At 68.1% G+C, this 21,405-nt stretch carries 19 protein-coding genes, 1 pseudogene and 1 riboswitch; of the genes and pseudogenes, 11 read left to right on the top strand and 9 right to left on the bottom strand.

Annotated elements, in window-relative coordinates:
- Window positions 1-53: 53 nt before the first annotated feature.
- From ACPP3B_RS01880 to ACPP3B_RS01870, 3 genes and pseudogenes are all read right to left on the bottom strand, one after another.
- Window positions 54-908 (bottom strand): annotated as a pseudogene (locus ACPP3B_RS01880) (cytochrome P450).
- Between the two features lie 56 nt (window positions 909-964).
- Window positions 965-1,783: an alpha/beta fold hydrolase gene (locus ACPP3B_RS01875; RefSeq protein WP_424859554.1), complete on the bottom strand. Its 819-nt coding sequence runs from the start codon at window positions 1,781-1,783 to the stop codon at window positions 965-967.
- A 16-nt stretch (window positions 1,784-1,799) separates the two neighbouring features.
- Window positions 1,800-3,110, bottom strand: a complete 1,311-nt coding sequence (locus ACPP3B_RS01870) for an O-acetylhomoserine aminocarboxypropyltransferase (RefSeq protein WP_424859553.1) — start codon at window positions 3,108-3,110, stop codon at window positions 1,800-1,802.
- A gap of 81 nt (window positions 3,111-3,191) precedes the next feature.
- On the opposite strand from ACPP3B_RS01870, the gene ACPP3B_RS01865 reads away from it, so the two are divergent.
- The 4 genes from ACPP3B_RS01865 to ACPP3B_RS01850 are packed head-to-tail and all read left to right on the top strand — an operon-like array spanning window position 3,192 to window position 7,700.
- Window positions 3,192-3,677, top strand: coding sequence for a CBS domain-containing protein (locus ACPP3B_RS01865; protein WP_424859552.1), 486 nt, complete (start codon window positions 3,192-3,194; stop codon window positions 3,675-3,677).
- Between the two features lie 11 nt (window positions 3,678-3,688).
- Entirely contained in the window at window positions 3,689-5,365 is a 1,677-nt protein-coding gene (locus ACPP3B_RS01860; RefSeq protein WP_299021539.1) for a Na/Pi cotransporter family protein, read from the top strand.
- An 8-nt stretch (window positions 5,366-5,373) separates the two neighbouring features.
- A complete protein-coding gene (gene aroC, locus ACPP3B_RS01855; RefSeq protein WP_299021538.1) occupies window positions 5,374-6,492 on the top strand; it encodes a chorismate synthase in 1,119 nt (372 codons plus the stop codon).
- Entirely contained in the window at window positions 6,489-7,700 is a 1,212-nt protein-coding gene (locus ACPP3B_RS01850) for an MFS transporter (protein ID WP_424859551.1), read from the top strand. The genes aroC and ACPP3B_RS01850 overlap by 4 nt, the downstream gene beginning before the upstream one ends.
- A gap of 28 nt (window positions 7,701-7,728) precedes the next feature.
- Here the strand turns inward: ACPP3B_RS01850 and ACPP3B_RS01845 are convergent, their stop codons facing one another.
- The 3 genes from ACPP3B_RS01845 to ACPP3B_RS01835 form a co-directional block, all read right to left on the bottom strand.
- Window positions 7,729-8,127, bottom strand: coding sequence for a type II toxin-antitoxin system VapC family toxin (locus ACPP3B_RS01845; RefSeq protein ID WP_424859550.1), 399 nt, complete (start codon window positions 8,125-8,127; stop codon window positions 7,729-7,731).
- Window positions 8,124-8,354, bottom strand: coding sequence for a type II toxin-antitoxin system Phd/YefM family antitoxin (locus ACPP3B_RS01840; protein ID WP_299021530.1), 231 nt, complete (start codon window positions 8,352-8,354; stop codon window positions 8,124-8,126). Before ACPP3B_RS01840 ends, ACPP3B_RS01845 begins: the two co-directional genes overlap by 4 nt.
- Before the next feature lie 177 nt (window positions 8,355-8,531).
- Entirely contained in the window at window positions 8,532-9,146 is a 615-nt protein-coding gene (locus tag ACPP3B_RS01835) for an NnrU family protein (protein ID WP_299021528.1), read from the bottom strand.
- Window positions 9,147-9,343: 197 nt separating this feature from the next.
- On the opposite strand from ACPP3B_RS01835, the gene katG reads away from it, so the two are divergent.
- The 5 genes from katG (at window position 9,344) to ACPP3B_RS01810 (ending at window position 16,139) form a co-directional block, all read left to right on the top strand.
- On the top strand, window positions 9,344-11,524 hold the full coding sequence (katG, locus tag ACPP3B_RS01830) for a catalase/peroxidase HPI (RefSeq protein WP_424859549.1): 2,181 nt from the start codon (window positions 9,344-9,346) through the stop codon (window positions 11,522-11,524).
- Between the two features lie 170 nt (window positions 11,525-11,694).
- Entirely contained in the window at window positions 11,695-12,996 is a 1,302-nt protein-coding gene (locus ACPP3B_RS01825) for a diguanylate cyclase domain-containing protein (RefSeq protein ID WP_424859548.1), read from the top strand.
- A gap of 76 nt (window positions 12,997-13,072) precedes the next feature.
- Window positions 13,073-13,178, top strand: a riboswitch (TPP riboswitch).
- A 104-nt stretch (window positions 13,179-13,282) separates the two neighbouring features.
- Window positions 13,283-15,211, top strand: a complete 1,929-nt coding sequence (gene thiC, locus ACPP3B_RS01820) for a phosphomethylpyrimidine synthase ThiC (protein ID WP_424859547.1) — start codon at window positions 13,283-13,285, stop codon at window positions 15,209-15,211.
- A 249-nt stretch (window positions 15,212-15,460) separates the two neighbouring features.
- Window positions 15,461-15,727, top strand: coding sequence for a translation initiation factor IF-1 (infA, locus tag ACPP3B_RS01815; RefSeq protein ID WP_299020257.1), 267 nt, complete (start codon window positions 15,461-15,463; stop codon window positions 15,725-15,727).
- A 94-nt stretch (window positions 15,728-15,821) separates the two neighbouring features.
- The gene (locus ACPP3B_RS01810; RefSeq protein WP_424859546.1) at window positions 15,822-16,139 is read left to right on the top strand and encodes an RNA recognition motif domain-containing protein; all 318 of its coding nucleotides are present in this window, start codon (window positions 15,822-15,824) and stop codon (window positions 16,137-16,139) included.
- Between the two features lie 25 nt (window positions 16,140-16,164).
- On the opposite strand, the gene ACPP3B_RS01805 is transcribed toward ACPP3B_RS01810, so the two are convergent.
- Window positions 16,165-18,228, bottom strand: coding sequence for a glutamine--tRNA ligase (locus ACPP3B_RS01805; protein WP_424859545.1), 2,064 nt, complete (start codon window positions 18,226-18,228; stop codon window positions 16,165-16,167).
- A 149-nt stretch (window positions 18,229-18,377) separates the two neighbouring features.
- On the opposite strand from ACPP3B_RS01805, the gene ACPP3B_RS01800 reads away from it, so the two are divergent.
- Both ACPP3B_RS01800 and ACPP3B_RS01795 read left to right on the top strand, forming a co-directional pair.
- Entirely contained in the window at window positions 18,378-18,779 is a 402-nt protein-coding gene (locus ACPP3B_RS01800) for a hypothetical protein (protein WP_424859544.1), read from the top strand.
- Between the two features lie 96 nt (window positions 18,780-18,875).
- Window positions 18,876-19,706, top strand: coding sequence for an undecaprenyl-diphosphate phosphatase (locus ACPP3B_RS01795; RefSeq protein ID WP_299020002.1), 831 nt, complete (start codon window positions 18,876-18,878; stop codon window positions 19,704-19,706).
- Here the strand turns inward: ACPP3B_RS01795 and ACPP3B_RS01790 are convergent.
- Window positions 19,669-20,556 (bottom strand): alpha/beta hydrolase, encoded by an 888-nt coding sequence (locus tag ACPP3B_RS01790; protein ID WP_299020001.1) that lies wholly within the window; start codon window positions 20,554-20,556, stop codon window positions 19,669-19,671. The genes ACPP3B_RS01795 and ACPP3B_RS01790 overlap by 38 nt on opposite strands.
- Window positions 20,557-20,560: 4 nt before the next feature.
- Window positions 20,561-21,379 (bottom strand): peptidase, encoded by an 819-nt coding sequence (locus ACPP3B_RS01785; protein WP_424859543.1) that lies wholly within the window; start codon window positions 21,377-21,379, stop codon window positions 20,561-20,563.
- Between the last annotated feature and the right edge of the window lie 26 nt (window positions 21,380-21,405).

Raw genomic sequence — 21,405 nt, 5'->3', positions numbered from 1 at the left:
AGCAGCGCGGGACAGGCCCGCGGATATCGGGATCAAAGCAAACGCCGTGCCTGTCAAACTCGAAACGGTGCGCGCAGAAAGCCGCGAAAGCGGGCGCGTCCACCGCGCACCGGCGGCGCGCTCAAGGTGTAGTGCGGAAAGCGTGCCAAGAAGCGGCCGATGGCAATGCGTCCCTCCAGTCGCGCCAGGTTCAGGCCCGCGCATTGGTGCACGCCGAACCCGAACGCCGCCCACCTCGGTATCGCGCAACGCACGCCGGTTGCCCAGTTGGTTGGACGACTCGAAGCGCAGGAACTCCTCGACGGCTGCGTCGAGGACAGCGTCGCACTGCTGCGGATCGTCGCGGGCAGCGCGCAACCGTTGCTGTAGCCAGGCCTTCTGCTGCGGCCACTCGTGCAAGCACACCAGCGCATTGCCGATCAGGTTGGTGGTCGTTTCATGACCCGCGTTGAGCAGGAAGATACCGTTGTGGAGCAGCTCGGTTTCGGTCAGCCGTTCGCCATCCTGCTCGCCTTGGATGAGCCGTGTCAGCACGTCGCGCTGCGGGTCGAGCGGATGGCGGCGATGGCGCGCCGGGTCAGCGCCCCCATGATGAGTTGGCGCACCCGGGTGTGCAGCGGCGGATCGTTGAACACCAGGCTGGTGGTGTGGTGTTCGTACAGCGGGGACTCGGTGCCGTACTTGGGGGCAAATTCGATGTGCTTGTCGGAGCTGAACGTGGCAGCGTCTCGGTAGACGGCCACCAGATCGGCGTGTCGGGTGAGAAACCACGTGCCATCTGGCATGGCTCGCACGGGATCGTGCTGACGCAACCACGCATACACCGGGTAGGGGTTGGCCAGAAAATCGGGCGGCAGCCGACGCAGGTCGAAATCGCTCCCGATTTTGGCCGCACGCTCGGGCGTCATCGGTGGTGTGATGTCGGCGGGTACGACCGCCTGTTCTGCTGTCGATGCCATGGCTGTCACGCCTGTAGTCCCCGCCGCAGTGCGTCGAGCACCCCGTCTGGCGCCTCGGTCATGAGGGCGTGGCCGGCGGGGATCTGCACCACGTCCACCGGGACGCCGGCGGCGTGTGCGGCGTCGATGAGTGGTTGCGCGGCTTTGGGCGGGGTCATTTGGTCGCGCGTGCCCAGGATGAACTGCACCGGGCAGCACAGCGCGCGCGCCGCGGCCTCGCCGCCCTGGTAGCGGTCGCACGCGAGGAAGCCGCGGTGAAAGACGTTGACCTGCGCGTTGCTGGCCAGCACGGCGTGCATGAGCGCGCAAGACGCTCCATACAGCCACGTGCCGGGCCCGAGCGCCGAGGGTGGCGGGGCCAGCGTCGAGTGGCTGAAGACGTTGACCATGTCGATGGCGCGCCGAGGGTCGTGCAGCGACGCTTCCAGCAAGGCGGGGGACACGCGCATGGGGTAGGCCGTGCCCACCAGCGCCAAGTGTGTGACGCGCTGCGGGGCGTCGGCTGCGGCCTGCAAGGCGATCAGCGAGCCCCAGCTGTGGCCCACCAGTGCCGCCTGCGCCACGCCCAGTGCATCGAGCAGTGCGAGCACGGTGCGGGCCGCCTCCTCCACGCTGGCGGGTGCGTTGCCCGCGCTGCGGCCGTGGCCGGGCAGGTCGATCGCCAGCACGTTGAAGCCGTGGTGCGCCAGGTAGCGGCTTTGCAGAATCCACACGCTGTGGTCGTTGAGCACACCGTGGATCATCACCACCGTGGGCCGGTCGGCCTGCAGGGGGCGCCCGCCGGTGTAGGCGTACAGCGGCGCGCCGAGGACGTCGATCATCATGGGCGGTCTCCGGGCATCAGGTGGTTTTTTCTGCGGCTTTGAGGGCGCGCTTGAGATCGTCGATCAGGTCGTTGGGGTCTTCCAGCCCGATGGACAGCCGGATCGTGCCCGGGCCGATGCCGGCCGCGGCCAAGGCCGCGTCGTCCATGCGGAAGTGGGTGGTGCTGGCCGGATGGATGACCAAGCTGCGGCAGTCGCCCACGTTGGCCAGGTGGCTGAACAGGCGCAGCGCCTCGATGAAGGCCCGCCCCTGGGCGCGGCCGCCGCGCAGGTCGAAGCTGAACACGCTGCCTGCGCCGCGCGGCAGCAGCCGCTGCGCCAGCGCGTGGCTGGGGTGATCGGGCAGCATGGGGTGCCCCACGCGCGCCACCATCGGGTGCGCGGCCAGGAACTCCACCACCTTGGCCGTGTTGTCCACGTGTCGCGCCATGCGCAGCGGCAAGGTCTCGATACCCTGCAGGATCAGCCACGCGGTGTGCGGGCTCATGCAGGCACCGAAGTCGCGCAGCCCCTCGCGGCGCGCGCGCAGCGCAAACGCCCCCACGGTGGACTCCTCGCTGAACACCATCCCGTGAAAGCCGTCGTAGGGTTCGGTCAGCTCGGCATAGCGCCCGTCGCGCGCGTGTGCGCGCTCCCAGTCGAAGCGGCCGCCGTCGATCAACACGCCACCGATGACGGTGCCATGGCCGCTCAAAAATTTGGTGGCGGAGTGGTAGACCAAATCGGCACCCAGTGCCAATGGCTGGATCAACCACGGGGTGGTCAAGGTCGAGTCCACCAACAGCGGCACGCCCGCGGCGTGCGCGATGTCGGCCACCGCCGGGATGTCCAGCACGTCCAGGCCCGGGTTGCCCACCGTCTCGCCAAAGAACAGCCGCGTCTCGGGCCGCACGGCGGCGCGCCAGGCATCCAGGTCGCGCGGCGGCACGAAGGTGGTCTCGATGCCGAAGCGGCGCAAGGTGTAGTGCAGCAGGTTGTGGCTGCCGCCATACAGGGCGCTGGAGGCGACGATGTGCCCGCCCGCCCCCATGAGCGTGACGATGGCCAGGTGCAGTGCCGCCTGACCGCTGGCCGTGGCGATGCCGGCGATGCCGCCTTCGAGCGCGGCCACACGCTGCTCCAGCACCGCGGTGGTGGGGTTGCTGATGCGGCTGTAGACGTGCCCGGCTCGCTCCTGGTTGAACAGGGCCGCGGCATGGTCGGCCGAGGCAAAGACGTACGACGTGGTCAGGTGGATGGGCACGGCGCGCGCCCCAGTGGCAGGGTCTGGGGCGGCGCCCGCGTGCAGCGCCAGCGTGTCGAAGCCGGGATCGGTGTAACCGGGCATGGTGTCTCCTCGTGTTGTGGTCTATATTAGCTTGCACGGCAGCGCGCCCGCTGCACCCCCGTGACAACAGGAGCCCTCACCATGAAAGTCCGTGACATTTTGCGCGTCAAAGGCGGCACTCTCTACACCGTCTCGCCCGACGAGACGCTGGCGCGTGCGGTGGAGACCATGGCCCAGTTCGACATTGGATCGCTGGCCGTGATGGAGCACGGCGAGTTGGTGGGCATGCTTACCTTTCGCGAGGTGATCGGCGCCATTGCCCGCAATGGCGGCACGGTGGGCACCACCACGGTGCGCAGCATCATGGACGATCACCCCATGACCTGCACGCCCGAGACCGAGCTCGACGACGTGCGCCCCATGATGCTGGAGCGCCACACACGCTACATGCCGGTCATGGACAACCGCATGCTCATGGGCGTGATCAGCTTCTACGATGTGGCCAAGGCGGTGGTCGAGTCGCAGAGTTTCGAGAACAAGATGCTCAAGGCCTACATCCGCGACTGGCCCGAGGACGACGCCCCGGCGGCCGAGTCCGCCTCGCAGACCAGCGGTCAGCCCGGGTGAGTTGAGCGGCCATGGCGGACGGCGCCTGGGCCGTGGCCGCCGCCTTGCTGGGCGGCATTGGCCTGTTTTTGCTCGGCATGGAGCTCATGACCGAGGGCCTGCGCTTGGCGGCGGGGCCGTCGCTGGAGCGCATCCTGGCCGCCTCCACCGCCACGCGTTGGCGCGCCTTGGCGGCCGGCGTGCTGGTGACGGCGGTGGTGCAATCCTCCAGCGCGGTGACGGTGGCCACGATCGGCTTCGTCAACGCCGGGTTGCTGAACCTGGGTGGTGCGCTGTGGGTGCTGTTCGGCGCCAACGTGGGCACCACCATGACGGGGTGGATCGTCTCGCTGCTGGGGTTTGGCGTCAAGATCGACGCGCTGGCGCTACCGCTCATCGGGCTGGGGGTGGGGTTGCGCGTCAGCGGCGCGTCGGCGCGGCGCGGCGCGCTGGGCACGGCACTGGCGGGATTCGGCCTGCTGTTCTTGGGCATCGAGGTGCTCAAGGACGGCTTCGACGACGTCGCGCGGCGCATCGAGTTGCCGTCCGGCATGGGATGGACGGCAGTGCTGGCGCAACTGCTCGTGGGGCTGGTGTTGACCGTGCTGATGCAAAGCTCGAGCGCCTCGCTGACGGTGGCGCTGAGCGCCGCTCAGGCGGGGCTGATCAGCGCGCAGGGGGCCGCCGCCGTGGTCATTGGCGCCAACATCGGCACCACGGTGACGGCAGTGTTGGCGGCGCTGCAGGCCACGGCCAACGCTCGGCGTGCGGCAGCGGCGCACGTGGTCTTCAACGTACTGACGGGCGTGGTGGCGCTGCTGTTGCTGCCGTGGCTGGTGCAGTGGCTGCTGCAGGCCAAGGCGGCACTGGGGCTGCCGCCGCTGCCCGCCCTGACGGTGGCGATGTTTCACACCACCTTCAACGTCATGGGGGTGGCACTCATGTGGCCACTGGCCCCGACCCTGACGCGCTGGCTGCAGGGGCGCTTTCGCGCCGCCGAGGAGGACGAGGCCCGGCCCCGCTACCTGGACCCGAACGTGCTGACCGTGCCGGCCCTGGCCCTGCAAGCTCTGGCACGCGAGCTGCACCGCCTGCAAGGGTTGGCGGCGCGCGCCCTGCGCACGGTATGCGATCTGCCCGCGTTGGCCGGGCCGACGGCCGGTGTGGCGCCGGACGCCGACGAGGCGCAACGGCGCGCGCGGCTGGTAGCGGCGCGCACGGTCGCGCGTCGGCTGCAGCGGGCCGTGGGCGAATTCGTGACGGCGCTGCAGCGCACCGAACTGGGGCGCGATGGCGCGGCGCAACTGCCGCAACTGCTGCGCGTGGCCCGCTATGCCGACCAAGCCGTCGAGCAGGCCGAAGAAGCGGCCGAAGCGCTGGCACCGTGGCCGGCCGTGGCCCCCGGCGTGCCGCGGCTGGAACTGGCGGCGTTTCGCCAGCGGGCACAGGCGCTGCTGACCCCGCTGCAGGGCGACGTGGCCGACGATCCGGCCGCCCTGGAGGCGGCGCTGACCGAGGCCGAAGACGCCTACGCCGTGCTCAAAGATGCGCTGCTGCGTGCCGGCGCCCAGGGCGCGTTGTCACTGGACGCGATGGACGCCTGGTTGCGCGCCATCAGTGAGCTGCGCCGAGGCTTGCAACAAATGACCAAAGGCGCATTGCTGTTGGCCGACTTGGGTGCCGGCCATGATCGACGCGCTGCGGGATAATGGCGGGCATGAGCGGCAACACCCTGGGCACCCTGTTTCGCGTCACCAACTTCGGCGAATCGCACGGACCGGCCATTGGCTGTGTCATCGATGGGTGCCCGCCCGGCATGGCCCTGTCGGAGGCCGACATCCAGCCGGATCTGGACCGGCGCCGTCCGGGCAGCAGCAAGTTCGTCACCCAGCGGCGCGAGGCCGATCAGGTGCAGATCCTCAGCGGGGTCTACCAAGGTCGCACCACGGGTGCGCCGATCGCGCTGCTCATCGCCAACACCGACCAGCGCAGTCAGGACTATGGTGACATCGCACAGACCTTTCGGCCCGGGCATGCCGACTACACCTATTGGTACAAGTACGGCATTCGCGATCCGCGCGGCGGTGGGCGTTCCTCGGCGCGGTTGACGGCGCCCACCGTCGCGGCTGGTGCCGTGGCCCGCAAGTGGCTGCGCGAGCACTATGGCACCGTGGTGCGCGGTGCTTTGTTGCAGATCGGCCGCGTTGCCGTGCCGTTCGAAGGGTGGGAGCATGTCGACGCCAACCCGTTTTTCGCGCCCACGGCCGACGTGAGCGCGCTCGAGGCGTACCTGGGTGAGATTCGCAAGGCTGGTGATTCGGTCGGTGCCCGACTGCGCGTGGTGGCGCAAGGGGTGCCAGTCGGGTTGGGCGAGCCCATCTATGACCGGCTCGATGCCGACATCGCGCACGCCATGATGGGGCTCAACGCCGTCAAGGGGGTGGAGATCGGTGACGGCTTTGCCTGCGTGGCGCAGCGCGGTAGCGAGCACGGCGACGCCATCACCCCGCAGGGGTTCGTCTCCAACCACGCGGGTGGCGTGCTCGGGGGCATCAGCACCGGGCAGGACATCGTGGTGACGCTGGCCATCAAGCCCACCAGCTCCATCCTGGTGCCGCGTCCCTCCATCGACACCACGGGCGCCCCCACCGAGGTCATCACCAAAGGGCGTCACGACCCGTGCGTGGGCATCCGGGCCGTGCCCATCGTCGAGGCTTTGCTCGCCCTGGTGCTGATGGATCACGCGCTGCGCCACCGCGCGCAGTGCGGTGACGTGCGGGTGGTGCCCGGGCCCGTGGCGGCGCAGGCGCCGACCGACCCGACGACGCGGTCATGAGCGCACAGGCGGCGGCGCCTGCTGCCCCCGCGCGCTCGCTGTGGCCGTTTGCGGCGCTCTCGGCGGGGTATTTCGCGCACATCGGGTTTTTCAACCCGTACCTGCCGCTGTGGTTGCAGCATCTGGGCTATGGACTGTGGGCCATCGGCTTGTTGACCGCGCTGCAGTCGGCCACCCGGCTGTTCGCGCCCTACCTGTGGGGGTGGCTCAGCGACCGCAGTGGCGACCCGGTGCGCTGGCTGCGCGTGTGTGCCGGGGTGGCGCTGGGGATCTCACTGGGGCTGTGGTGGCAACCCGCCCCCTGGTGGTTGCCGCTGGTGCTGTTGCTGCTGTTTACCCACACCAGCGCGATGATGCCGCTGTCGGAGACCGTGCTCGCGCACGCCATGGGCGCGGCGGGGCGCTTCGACGCGGGTCGCTACGGGCGCGTGCGCCTGTGGGGCTCGTTGGGCTTTTTGCTGACCGTGCTGGCCGCGGGCGTGTGGTTCGAGCGGCATGGGCTGGGTGGCTTTCCTCTCTGGGCTAACCTAACCCTGGTGCTGGTGGTGGCGGCCGTGTGGGCCATCCCGCCGTGGCGGCAGGCGCCCCTGGCCGCCAGCGCCGCGCCAGCGCGCGTCGGCCCGGTGCTGCGCCAGCCCGCGGTGGCGTGGTTTTTCGTGGCCCTGTTCTGGCACGTGCTGGCGCACGTCCTCGTCTACATTTTTTTCTCGCTCTATTTGGACCGGTTGGGTTACGGCAAGGGCGCCATCGGCGCGCTGTGGGCCACGGCGGTGGTGGTGGAAGTGGCCTGGTTCTTCACCCAGGGGCGGTGGTTGCCGCGGCTGGCGCTGCCGCAGTGGCTGCTGCTGGCCGCGGTGCTGACCGCCGTGCGCATGGCGGCCACGGCCTGGGGTGCCGGGTGGTGGCCGGTGCTGGCATTGGCGCAGGGGCTGCACGCCGTCACCTTCGCCGCGCACCACACGGTGTGCGTCGCGCTCATCCATCGACACTTTCCGGGGCGGCTGCGCGCGCGCGGGCAGGCCCTGTATGCCCTGATCGGCTACGGCGCCTCGGGCGTGGTGGCGGGCGCGCTGGGCGGCTGGCTGAGCAGCCGCTTCGGGCTAGCCGCGGTGTTCGTCATGGGGCTGCTGGCGGCCATCGCCGCCGCCGGTGCTGCCGCGATGGTAGGGCGCTACGATACCGCACAGTCAGCCCATCCGGCTGATTGATCTCCGGGGGTGCGATGATGGCGCCGCTCTACTGGTCGGCCGGAATGCGCTCGAGGGTGCCGACCCAATCCAGGATCAGCCGGTCGGCGGTCACCAGTGGCGTGTTGCGGTCGATGGCGGTGGCCATAATGAAGCGGTCGGCGGGGTCGCGATGCAGGTTCTCGAGCTGGGTCGACAGCAAGGCGATGCGGCCATCGACCGGGATTTCCACCAGGCCAGCACGCAACCAGTCCTCGCGCCACAGCCCGACCGGCATGGGCAGCACGATGCGGCCGCGTTCCGCCAGCATGGCCACTTCCCAAAAACTGATGGCGCTGACCGCCACCTGCCCAGCCAGCCAGTCGGCCTGGATTCGCTGCCGCGCTCGCGCCCCGAGCGCGGGGTCGTCGCGATCCATCCACAACAGGGTGTGGGTGTCGATGATCACGCCAGCGCTTTCCAGAGATCGTTTTCCAGTGGCGCCAGTACGTCACCACGAATGTCAAGGTTGCGGTGTAGGCCAAACGGGTGGCTGATGCGTTGCCCGGAATAGGGACGCAATTCCGCCACCGGTTTGCCATTCTTGGTCACCACCCAGATCTCGCCGGTGGTGGCCACTGAATCCATCAGAGCGAGGCATTTGGCCTTGAATTCGGAAGCTTGAATGGTCGGCACGGCGCTTTCTCCTGCAGATGACCACGTAGGTGACTATAGTCATCAAACTGGTCATCGTCAATGCCTTGTGCGAGTCTTGCGCCGTTTGCGGGCGTTCCGCACACCTGTTTGGCGTGGAGTGTTATGTCCCAACGATGACCCGAGGCGCAGCGCCAGGCCATCCACGCTCTGGGCGCCTCAACCGAATGGCCGCACGCCAAACAGGGCGCCGTGGGCCCAGAAGGCGAACACGGCCCAAGCGCCGACACCGACCACCACGGTGGCCACCGTGGGCGCGAGGGCGCTGCGCGCGCCCCGCACCTCGGCCACGTCGGCGGCATCATCGTCATCGTCGTCGGGCTGGCCTGCAGGGCGACGGCGAGCCGAGCGGTAGTCGAGCACGGCCCAGGCCAGGAAGCCGCCGAACAGCAGCACGTCGGCCAGCGTGCCGTTGGCCAACAGGTGCGCGAAGGCCCACAGTTTGACGCCCAGTACCATGGGGTGCTGCAGCCGGGCCTTGATGGCGTTGCCCGGTACATACGCCGCCACCAGCAACACGAAGGCCAGCAGCGTCAACAGCGAGGCGGCATGGGCCATGCCCACCGGCGGCACCCATAGCGTGACCGGGTTGTGCCGCGCCAGGCCGTAGCCCCAGACGATCAGTACCAATCCCAGCAGCGACACCAGTGAGTACAACGCTTTCCAGGCGCCCAAGCCGATGCGGTCGATCATCTGGCTGCGCCAGTCGTCGGCGACGATGCGTACCGAGTGCATGCCCAGAAACAGGATCAGACCCAAGACCAGCCATTGCATCGCGTCGCTCCTCGTGCGGCGGGGCCGCGGGTGGATACACGGTCATCATAACCCGATCGAGCGTTCGTGCATCCGCTATGGCGGCCATAGACAGAAGTGAATCCACGGCCGGGGAGGTCGCGCTACAGTAGATCTGTCAATTGAAAAATATTTTTCGATTGACGTCATCGATGAAACATCGCTCACTGGAGATGAACATGAACGCTTCCCAACCTGCCCGCAGCGGGGGCTGTCCCTTCCACCACGGCGCCGTCACCCGCCAGGATCCCGCCCAGGCGCCGACCGCTCCCTGGCCCCATGCGCTCAACCTCGACATCCTGCACCAGCACGACACCAAAACCAACCCGCTGCCCGGTTTTCGCTACCGCGACGCGGTGCGCACGCTGGACGTGGAAGCGCTCGAGCGCGACCTGCGCGCGCTCATGACCGACAGCCAGCCCTGGTGGCCGGCCGACTACGGCCACTACGGCGGGCTGTTCATCCGCATGGCGTGGCATGCGGCCGGCTCGTACCGGGTCGCCGACGGCCGCGGCGGGGCCAACACGGGCAACCAGCGCTTCGCACCACTCAACTCCTGGCCCGACAACGCCAACCTGGATAAGGCGCGTCGGCTGCTGTGGCCGATCAAGAAAAAATACGGCAACAAGCTCTCGTGGGCCGACCTGATGATCCTGGCCGGCAACGTGGCCTACGAATCGATGGGGCTCAAGACTTACGGCTTTGCCTTCGGCCGTGAGGACATCTGGCACCCGGAAAAAGACGTGTACTGGGGGCCGGAGCACCAGTGGCTGCAGCCCAGCGAGCAGCGCTACGCCGACGTCGAGCGGCCCGAGACGCTGGAAAACCCGCTGGCGGCGGTGCAAATGGGGCTCATCTACGTCAACCCCGAGGGGGTCAATGGCCAGCCCGACCCGCTCAAGACCGCGCTGCATGTGCGCGAGACCTTTGCCCGCATGGGCATGAACGACGAGGAGACCGTGGCCCTGACCGCGGGTGGCCACACGGTGGGCAAAGCACACGGCAACGGCAGTGCGGCCAACCTGGGGCCGGCGCCCGAGGCAGCGCCGATCGAAGAGCAAGGCCTGGGCTGGATGAACCACGCCAGCCGCGGCATCGGCCGCGATACGGTCACCAGCGGCATCGAAGGTGCCTGGACCACCCACCCCACGCGCTGGGACAACGGCTACTTCGAGCTGCTCTTCGGCTATGAGTGGGAGTTGGCCAAGAGCCCTGCGGGCGCGTGGCAATGGCAGCCGATCGGTATCCGCCCCGAGCACATGCCGCCCGACCCCGAAGATCCCTCGCGCCGCACCCTGCCCATCATGACGGATGCCGACATGGCGCTCAAGATGGACCCCATCTACCGCCCGATCGCCGAGCGCTTCTGGCGCGATCACGCGGCATTTTCCGAGGCGTTTGCGCGCGCCTGGTTCAAGCTCACCCACCGCGACATGGGACCGCGTGCGCGCTACATAGGCCCGCGTGCTCCCAAAGAGGATTTATTGTGGCAAGACCCGGTACCGCCGGGGCCCCGTGACATCGACGTTGGCGCAATCCAGGCGCGCATCCGCGCCAGCGGCTTGAGTGTGGGCGAGCTCGTGGCCACGGCGTGGGACAGCGCGCGCACCTTCCGCCAGTCCGACTTTCGCGGCGGTGCCAACGGGGCGCGCATCCGCCTGGCACCGCAGCGCCACTGGTCGGCCAACGAGCCGCAGCGGCTGGACAAGGTGCTAGCCGTGCTCGAGCCGATCGCCCGTGAGTATGGCGCCAGCGTGGCCGACGTCATCGTGCTCGGCGGCAACGTGGGCGTGCAGATGGCGGCCGAGGCAGCCGGTGTGCCCATCGAGGTGCCGTTCGTCGCGGGGCGCGGTGACGCCACCGAAGCGTGGACCGATGCAGCGTCGTTTCGCTGGTTGGAACCGGTGGCCGACGGGTTTCGCCAGTATGTCAAACCCGGCATCGGCGTGGCGCCCGAGGATTTGCTGATCGACCGCGCCCAGCTGATGGGGCTGACGGCGGTGGAGATGACGGTGTTGCTGGGCGGCCTGCGCGTGCTGGGGGCCAATCATGGTGGCTCGGCCGACGGAGTGTTCACCGACCGGGTGGGGGTGCTGAGCAACGACTTCTTTGTGCACCTGACCGACATGACCTACGCCTGGCGGCCGCTGGGGGATGGTCGCTTCGAGATCGTCGAGCGCGCCAGCGGTCGCGTGCGCTTCACCGCCTCTCGCGTCGATCTCGTGTTCGGCTCCAACGCCATCTTGCGCGCCTACGCCGAGGTGTACGCCCAGGACGATGGGCGTGAGAAGTTCGTGCGCGACTTCGTGGCTGCGTGGGTCAAGGTGATGCACGCCGACCGGTACGACCTGCAGCCGTGACGCGCCGCTCCTCCCGGGGCCACCAGCGGACGCGCGCCTCCCCTGTTTGGGGGATGGCGCGCGTCGCCGCTTGGTGTTATATTTGGCAGTTTTAGAGCAAAATCCTCAGTGGCAATCGTATGCCCCGCTCACAGTCAGACTCCCTCCCCGCGCCGCCTTCCGCAGGCGCGGTGGACGAGTCGTCCCTGCTGGCCCTGGTGGCCGACTGGGTGTGGGCGACCGACGCCAGCCTGCGCGTCATTCAGGCCCAGCCCCTGCAGGGTGACCCCGGCCGATTGTCGTGGCTGGCGTCGCTCGTTGGCCGCCGACCGTGGGAGAGTGACGTGTGGCTGCAGCCCGACGGCCGCACGCGCCGGCTCTGGCGATCCCTGTGGCGGCGCGAGCCGTTCCGGGGTCTGGAGCTGCAGTGGCGCACTCGCCGCGGCGAGCCGTCTTGGACCAGCATCAGCGGGGTGCCGCGCCGGGGCGAGGATGGCCGCTTTCTGGGCTACACCGGCGTAGCGGTCGACATCACCGCACGCAAGCGTGCCGAGATGGCCTTGCACGAGGCGGGAGCCGAGCTCGACGCCACCCTGCGGGCGTTGCCGGACCTGATGTTCGAGATCGACGCCGACGGCATCTTCCGCCACGTACACGCCCCGCGCCCCGAATGGCTGTACGTGCCTGCCGAACAGATCGTGGGTCGGCACCTGCGCGATCTGCTGCCCCCGGCGGTGGCCGACTTGACCGAGGCCGCCATGGCCGAGGCAGCGCGCGCCGGGCAGGCCAACGGCTACCGATACGCCATGACTTTGCCGGGCGGGAAACGTTGGTTCGAGTGTTCCATGGCGCGCAAGACCGCGCCTGCAGGGGCCGCGCTGCGTTTCATCGCGCTCGTGCGCGACATCACCGAGCTCAAAGCGCGCGAGGCCGAGTTGCAGGCCCTGGCGTTCCATGACCCTCTGACGGCGTTGCCCAACCGGCGCTTGCTGTTCGACCGCATCGAGCAAGTCCTGCTGCGGCAGCAGCGCGATCCGGGCTGGGCGGCGTTGCTGTTCGTCGATCTGGATGATTTCAAAACCATCAACGACACTCGCGGGCACGAGGCGGGCGACGCCGTGTTGGTCGAGGTGGCGGCCCGGCTGCGCGCGATGGTGCGAGCGGTCGATCCCGTGGGGCGACTGGGGGGTGACGAATTTGTGATATTGCTGACCGAGCTGGGCCCCGAGCCGGGGCCAGCGGAAGCCACGGTGCGGCGCATCGGGCTGGCGTTGCTGGAAAAACTGGGCGAGCCCATTCCGCTTGCGGACGCAGGCGTGGCGGTCTCGGTCAGCCTCGGTGCGCTGCTGTTTCGAGGGGCACATCCGTTGCCGGCGCTACTGGCCGCGGCCGATCGCTTGATGTACACGTCCAAGGGGGACGGCAAAGGCCGGCTCACGCTGCGGTACCACGATCGGCGCAACGACGACCCGACCCCGGTGGGCACCGGCTGACCCGGGGGCGCAACCCCTGTGCGGCGTGGGTTTGCGGCGCCTGTGGCCGCGGACGCGGGCTTGCCCTCTACAATCGAGTCGTGCTCCGGGGTGTCCGCCAACGGTGGGCTGAGATGGCCATGGGCCGAACCCGCGAACTTGATCCGGTTCATACCGGCGAAAGAAGAGCCGCAGCCGCCTGTACGAGGTGGGCGCTGGTCGGAGGCCCAAAGGGTCTTTGGACCGCTCCTCTCGAGAGGCCGCCTTCGGAGCCGTATCGCCACCCCGCCCCGAAGGAGCCTCTATCATGAATGCCCCCGTCGAACCCTTTCAGGCTGAAGCCGCCCACGTGGACCCAGCGGCCGTGCAGCCGTTCCCCAACGCGCGCAAGATCTATGTGACCGGCTCTCGCCCCGACCTCCGCGTGCCCATGCGAGAAATCCGCCAAAGCGACACGCCAGCCGCGTTCGGCGCCGAGCCCAATCCGCCCATCTTCGTCTACGATACGTCCGGGCCCTACACCGACCCCGATGCCCGCATCGACATCCGCCGCGGCCTGCCCGCGCTGCGGCAGCGCTGGATCGAGGAACGCGGCGATACCGAGGAGCTGCCTGCGCCGAGCAGTGCCTACGGACGCGCGCGGGCGGCCGATCCGGCGTTGGCGGCGCTGCGCTTTCCGGGCCTGCAGCGCCAACCGCGGCGCGCGCGGCCCGGCGCCAACGTGACCCAGCTGCACTACGCGCGCCGCGGCATCGTCACGCCCGAGATGGAGTTCGTCGCCATCCGCGAAAACCAGCGCCGTGCCGAATACCTGGAGTCGTTGCGTGCCGCTGGCCCCACGGGGCAAAAAATGGCGGCCATGCTCGCGCGCCAGCATCCGGGGCAGGCGTTCGGGGCCCGCATCCCGGTCGAGATCACGCCCGAATTTGTGCGTGACGAAGTTGCGCGCGGCCGCGCCATCATCCCGGCCAACATCAACCACCCCGAGAGCGAGCCGATGATCATCGGCCGAAATTTCTTGGTCAAGGTCAACGCCAACATCGGCAATTCCGCGCTCGGCTCCAGCATCGCCGAGGAAGTGGACAAAATGACGTGGGCCATCCGCTGGGGGGCCGATACGGTGATGGACCTGTCCACCGGCAAAAACATCCACGAGACGCGCGAGTGGATCATCCGCAACAGCCCCGTGCCGATCGGTACGGTGCCGATTTATCAGGCGCTGGAAAAGGTGGGTGGACGCGCGGAAGAGCTGACGTGGGAGATCTTCCGTGACACGCTCATCGAGCAGGCCGAGCAGGGGGTGGACTACTTCACCATCCACGCCGGGGTGCGGCTGGCGTACGTGCCCATGACCGCGCAGCGCCTGACCGGCATCGTCAGCCGCGGCGGCTCCATCATGGCCAAATGGTGTTTGGCGCACCACCAGGAAAACTTCCTCTACACCCACTTCGAGGAAATCTGCGAGATCATGAAGGCCTACGACGTGGCCTTCAGCCTGGGTGACGGCCTGCGCCCTGGCTCCATCTACGACGCCAACGACGAGGCGCAGTTGGCGGAGTTGAAGACGCTGGGCGAGCTGACGCAAATCGCCTGGCGGCACGACGTGCAGGTGATGATCGAAGGGCCCGGCCACGTTCCTTTGCAGCTCATCAAAGAGAACATGGACTTGCAGCTGCAGTGGTGCGACGAAGCGCCGTTCTATACCCTGGGGCCGCTGACCACCGACATCGCCCCCGGCTACGACCACATTACCAGCGCCATCGGCGCGGCCACCATCGGCTGGTACGGCACGGCCATGCTGTGCTACGTCACCCCGAAGGAGCACCTGGGTCTGCCCAACAAGCAAGACGTCAAGGAGGGCATCGTCACCTACAAGCTGGCGGCGCACGCGGCCGACCTGGCCAAGGGCCACCCTGGGGCGCAAATCCGCGACAACGCGCTGTCCAAGGCGCGTTTCGAGTTCCGCTGGGAAGACCAGTTCAACCTGGGGCTCGACCCGGACAAGGCGCGCGAATTTCACGACGAGACGCTGCCCAAGGAGAGCGCCAAAGTGGCGCACTTCTGTAGCATGTGTGGCCCGAAGTTTTGCAGCATGAAGATCACGCAAGAGGTGCGCGCCTACGCGGCGCAGCAGGGCATCGACGAGCGGCAGGCGCTGGCCAGCGGCATGCAGGAGCAGGCGCAGGCGTTTCGCGCCGCCGGGGGCGAGGTCTATGTGCCGCTGACGCGGGCTTGAGACAGGGGTGAATATTTTTTGCACCCCGCGCGCCGCGGGGTGCAAAAGCGTGCTACATTAGTGGCACGTCGCGAGTTGCTTTCCCTCGCGAGCGTCGTTGTCCACGGTTGGCGGTTCCCTCAACACCGCACTGGCCATCCGGTTCGCCCGGCCCTCGGCCCCCTGTTTCAGCGTATCTTACCCCGGCGAGCTTCACCATCAGCCGATGCGTTTCGGCGCCGGGCGTGCTACACGCCCACAGGAGGCCCCATGGCCAAAGAAGAACTCATCGAGATGCGCGGCACCGTGGACGAAGTGTTGCCCGACTCGCGCTACCGCGTCACCCTGGAAAACGGCCACTGTCTGGTGGCCTACTCGGGCGGCAAGATGCGCAAGCACCACATCCGTATTCTGGCCGGCGACCGCGTGTCGCTGGAGCTGTCGCCCTACGACCTGAGCAAAGGGCGCATCACCTTCCGTCACCTCGAGCCGCGCTCGGGTGCCGCTCCCACACCGGCGCGTCGCAGGACGCGTTGATCGACCCTCAGCGGGCCCGCGATCATCCGGCGCGACCCTGCGTGGCGCCACCACCGGCACCGGCCCCGCGTTTTTTCTCTGAAGGACGTTCTCCATGAACAACAAACTCTACGTCGGCAACCTGCCGTATTCCGCCGATGACCAAGCCCTGGCGCGCAGCTTTGGCGCCTATGGCACCGTGCAGTCGGCCAAGGTCATGACCGACCGCGACACCGGCCGCTCCAAGGGCTTCGGCTTCGTCGAAATGGCGACCGACGCCGAGGCGCAAGCCGCCATCGACGGCCTGCACGGCTCGTCGCTGCAAGGCCGTGCCATGACCGTCAACGTGGCCCGTCCGCGCGAGGTACGTCCGTCGTCCGGCTACGAGGGCCGCAGCGGCCGCAACGGCGGCGGTCGCAGCAGCTACTACTGATCGGCTCTGCCCCTGACGGCCGGGGTCACTTACCCCAGCCGTCCTTCAGGCCCGCGATGCGGTTGAATACCGCTCGGTCGGGCCGGTGGTCTTGGGCGTCGGCGCAAAAGTAGCCGTGGCGCTCCAGCTGCAGCCGCGTCTCGGGCGCGATGCCGACCAAGGACGGTTCCACGAAGCCCTGCGTGATGCGCAGGCTGTTCGGGTTGAGCGCGGCGCGGAAATCTTTGCCTCCGGCATCGGGTTGCGGGTCGGCAAACAGCCGGTCGTAGAGCCGAAACTCCGCCGGTACCGCGTCGTGGGCACCAACCCAGGTGATGGTGCCCTTGACCTTGACGGCATCGGCCCCGGGCGTGCCGCTCTTGGTGTCGGGCACCACGGTGGCCAGCACCGCCGTCACGCGGCCCGTGTCGTCTTTCTCACAGCCGGTGCATTCGATGACGTAGCCGTACTTCAGGCGCACCCGGTTGCCGGGGAAGAGGCGGAAGTACCCCTTGGGCGGTTGTTCCATGAAATCGTCGCGCTCGATCCACACCTCGGGCCCGAGGCTGAAGGCGCGCTGCCCCCACTCGGGGTGTTGCGGGTGGGCGGGGGCGGTGCAGGGTTCCCGGTGCTCCCAGCGGCCGAATACGTCGGCCCAGTTGGTCAGGCGCAGCCGCACGGGGTCGAGTACGCCCATCGCGCGCGGGGCTTTGCCTTCCAGATCGTCGCGCAGCGCGACCTCCAGGTTGCCGTAGTCGATCCAGCCGGGGGATTTGCTCACGCCCGTCCGTTCACAGAACAGCCGGATGGCCTCTGGCGTGTAGCCGCGCCGACGAAGCCCGGCGATGGTGGGCATGCGCGGGTCATCCCAGCCGGCGACGATACCCTCATCGACCAGCGCCTTGAGCTTGCGCTTGCTGGTCACGACGTAGGTGAGGTTCAGGCGCGCGAACTCGTACTGGTGCGGCAGCTGGAACGGCTCGACCTGGTAGGCGTCGAGGGCTGCGGCAAGCAGCGGCGTGAACTGGTGCGTTTGCGACTTCAGCAGCGCAAAGAACGCCCCCAGATCGCGCAGCACGGCGTCGCGGTCGTGCTCCCAGCGGGTAAAAAGCGCGCGCATCTGCTGCTCGGGCTCGGTGTTGACGCCCAGCTTGTACGCGTGGTTGTGGCAGTGCAGGGCGAATTCCTTGCCCGCTTCGACGCCCTGGTGCTCGATGCGCTCGATGAGCGCCTTGGCGCGCTCGAACTGGGGCGCGCGCAGGATGGGCACGATGCGCTCGAGCGTCCAGTCGTAAAACGGTCGTTGGTCCTCGAACTCCAGCGTGCAGATGCTGTGGGTGATGTTCTCCAGCGCGTCCTCGATCGGGTGCGCGAAGGTGTACATCGGGTAGATGCACCAGGTGTCGCCGGTGTTGTGGTGCGTGGCGTGTTTGATGCGGTAGATGGCCGGGTCGCGCAGGTTGATGTTGGGCGAGGCCATGTCAATTTTGGCGCGCAGCACCATGGCGCCGTCGGGGTGTTGGCCGGCGCGCATCTCGCGAAAACGCGCCAAGCTTTCCTGCGCCGGGCGGTTGCGGTACGGGCTGTCGATGCCCGGCTCGGTAAGCGTGCCGCGGTTGGCCCGCATCTGCTCGGGCGTCTGTTCGTCCACGTAGGCGTGGCCGGTTTCGATCAAGTACTCGGCCGCCCGGTACATGAAGTCGAAGTAGTCGCTCGCGTAGTAGAGGTGGCTGGTGCCGTGGGCATCCCAGCTCCAGCCGAGCCAGCGCACAGCATCGAGGATGGCGTCGACGTACTCCTGCTCCTCTTTCTCGGGGTTGGTGTCGTCGAAGCGCATGTGGCACACGCCGCCATACTCCTGCGCCAGGCTGAAGTTGAGCCAGATGCTCTTGGCGTGGCCCACGTGCAGGTAGCCGTTGGGCTCGGGTGGAAAGCGCATGCGCACCTTGGCCGGGTCCGGACCGCCGCGCTCGTGGTGCGTGCCGTCTCCAGGGCTGCCGGCCCAGCGCCGACCCTCGCAGCGGCCTTGGGCCAGGTCGCGCTCGATGATCTGGCGCAGAAAGTGGCTGCTGGAGGGGGCGTGGGGCGGGTGCGTGGCGTGATCGGTCATGCCCCGATTTTAGGTGGGCCGCCGCTGGGGTAACGGGCGTTACGCTTGCTTACAGTCGTGACGATTCGGAAACCGCGGTCGAGCGTGGTCAGTGCTGAAATGCGGGGTGTCATGCGTCAGCCTGCCACAGGGACCGAAAGGAGACTGCGATGAAGCCGTTCGTTCAACGCTTTTTTTCACCGCGTGCCGCTGCACGGACTGCGCTGGGGCTGGGCCTGGCCGCCTTGGGCGCTGCGGCGCAGGCGGGTGATGTGTACTGGTCGATCGGTGTGCACCAGCCGGGCGTTTCGGTCGGGGTGGGCAACTACCCCCCTGTGGTGGTGGCCCCCGCGCCGCGCGTGGTGATGCCACCGGTCGTGGTCACCACCCCCGCGCCGGTGGTGGTGGTGCCCTCGACGGGTTACTGGGTACCGCCCGGCCACCGGCGGCATCCCCGCCACGGCGATCGCGAGTATGGGCGGGTGGTGCAGGTGTGGCCATCCTATCCCGCCGTGAGCGGGCCGGACGTGGTGTACGTGGCGCCGCACCACCCGCGCTGGCGCTCATGGTGATTGCCTGACCGGTTCGTTGCCGCCGTGCCGCTCATCGGGGTGGCCGGGGCAGTCGGTTTCCGTTTACCGCCGCCCGGCAGCGGTTACGATCACGGGATGGATTGGTTGCTGTTGTTCAAGGCCGCCATCATGGGCGTGGTGGAGGGCCTGACTGAGTTTTTGCCCGTCTCGTCCACCGGGCACCTGATTCTGGCGGCCGCGTTGCTCGGTTGGCGCGGCGAGACGGTCAAGGTGTTCGAGGTGGTGATCCAGACCGGGGCCATCCTGGCCATCGTCGGCTTGTACTGGCAGCGGCTGATCGGGACCGTGCGTGGCTTGCCGCGCCAGCGCGAGGCGCAGCGCTTTACCGTCAACGTGGCGCTGGGTTTTTTCCCGGCGGCGCTGGCGGGGTTTTGGTTGATCGGGCCGATCAAGGCGTTGCTCTTCAACGCTTGGGTGGTCGCGGCCGGCTTCATCGTCGGCGGCCTGATCATGCTGTGGGTCGAGGCGTGGCACGCGCGCCAGCGCGCGCCGCGGGTGGCGGATGTCGATGCGCTGACCTGGCGCGACGCGCTGGGCGTCGGACTGATCCAGTGTGCCGCCCTGGTGCCGGGCGTGAGTCGCTCGGGCGCCACGATCATCGGCGGCATGGCGCTGGGCCTGTCACGGCGCGTGGCGACCGAATTCAGCTTCTTTTTGGCCATCCCGATGCTTTTCGGCGCGGCGGCGTACGACTTGGTCAAACACCGGGCGCTGTTGTCCAGTGCCGACGTGCCGGTGTTCGTGGTCGGCCTCGTGGTGTCGTTCGTGTCAGCGTGGGTGTCGGTAAAGTGGCTGCTGCGCTATGTGGCCAGTCATAGCTTCGTGCCGTTTGCCTGGTACCGAATCGTCTTTGGCGGACTCATCCTTGTCAGTGGGATGCTGGGCTGGGTGGACTGGTCGCCCTGAAGTGCTGCAGGGCACAGTCGATGGCGGCCGCGGTTTCTTCCGGCCGTTCCATGGGAAATAGGTGCGTGCCCTCAAGGAACTGCAGCCGCGGTGAGGGCTCGCGCCCGCAGAGCTTGTGCGTCATGGTCAAGCCCACGCGGCGCATTTCCTCGGACTGGGTGCCGCCGATGAAGGCCACTGGGCACTGCAAGGGGTGGCGGCGCAGCAGGCGGTCCAGGTGATGGGGCAGGGTGTTGTAGATGGCGGTCTCGATGTCCCGGTCGAAGCTCAGCACGCGCTGCACGCCGTCGGGCGTGGTGACGTCGTGGGTGCCGTATTCGATGTAGTCGGCCAGCACGCGCGGGTCCCAGCGCGCGAAGGCGCGCTTGTGGCGGAAATGCTCGAGCGCTTCGGCGGCGCTGGCCCAGCGGTTGCGCCGCTTGCGGCTGACCTGGCCCGGCGAGACGGCACCGATCAGGCGCGTGTGTTTGGCCGCCGCCAGCGCGCGCGCTTTCCAGCCACCGAGCACGGGCGAGTCGAGCATGACGACGCCGGCCACTGGGCGCCCCGCCAGCACCGGGTGGCGCGCGGCGCACATCAGACTCAAAAAGCCGCCGAGCGAGTGGCCGACCAGATAGAGCGGCTGGTCGTGCGGGCCGACCTGGGCCTCGGTGAAGTCCGCCAGTTGCTGCACCAGATGCGGCCAGTTGCTGGTGACGGGGTAGCGCGGGTCGTGCCCGTACTTGTCCACCGCCAGCACGCGGTAGCCGCGCGCACGCAGCGCGTCGAGCAGCACGCGGTAGGTACCGGCCGGAAAACTGTTGCCGTGCGAGAAGACGATGCAGGGTTGCTCGTTCGGAGGCGGGTTCATGGCGTCAGATCAGCTTGTCGGCGGGGGTCATGATTTTTCGTAGGGCGCGGTGGCGACCGCTGGGCGCCACCAGTGCACTGCCTGGTTGCCAATCGGGGGCTTCGATCTGGTCGAACGCCTCGCGCAGCCGTTGGCCCCAGGTGGTGCGCAGCATCTGGAAGTAGGCGTTGCCTTCGTCGATGCAGACGACGTGATCGCTCTGAAAACGGTCCGCCTCGTAGACGGCCAGGTCCAGCGGCAGCCCCACCGAGAGGTTGGACTTGAGCGTGGAGTCCATGGAGATGAGCAGGCACTTGGTGGCCTCCGCCAGCGGCGTGTCGGGGGTGATGATGCGGTCGAGCACGGGTTTGCCGTATTTGCTCTCGCCGATCTGGAAAAACGGCGTTTCGGCCGTGGCCTCGATGAAGTTGCCGGGTGAGTAGACCTGGAACAGCCGCATGGCCTCGCCGCGGATCTGGCCGCCAAAGAGCAGGCTCGCGTTGAACTCGATGCCGCTGCGTCGCAGCGCCTCGCCGTCGCGCTGGTAGACATGGCGCACGGCCGAGCCGAGCACGCGCGCGGCGTCGAACATGCTGCGCGCGTTCCAGATGGTGATCGGCTCGCCACCGGCGGGGTCTTGCAGCTGCTCGGTCTGCAGGATTTCGCGGATCGACTGCGAGATGCTCAGGTTGCCCGCCGACAGCAGCACCATGAAGCGGTCGCCCGGTTTTTCGTAGACGATCATTTTGCGGAAGGTGCTGATCTGGTCCAGGCCGGCGTTGGTGCGCGAGTCGGACAGAAAGACCATGCCAGCCTTGAGTTTGACGGCGACGCAGTAAGTCATGAGAGGGCGGTGAAGGGCGAACGGTC

This window comes from Tepidimonas sp. HKU77, from assembly GCF_049728535.1.
Lineage (GTDB): Bacteria > Pseudomonadota > Gammaproteobacteria > Burkholderiales > Burkholderiaceae_C > Tepidimonas.
Note: the sequence above shows the minus strand (reverse complement) of the source record. Positions and strands in the feature narration are given on the sequence as shown.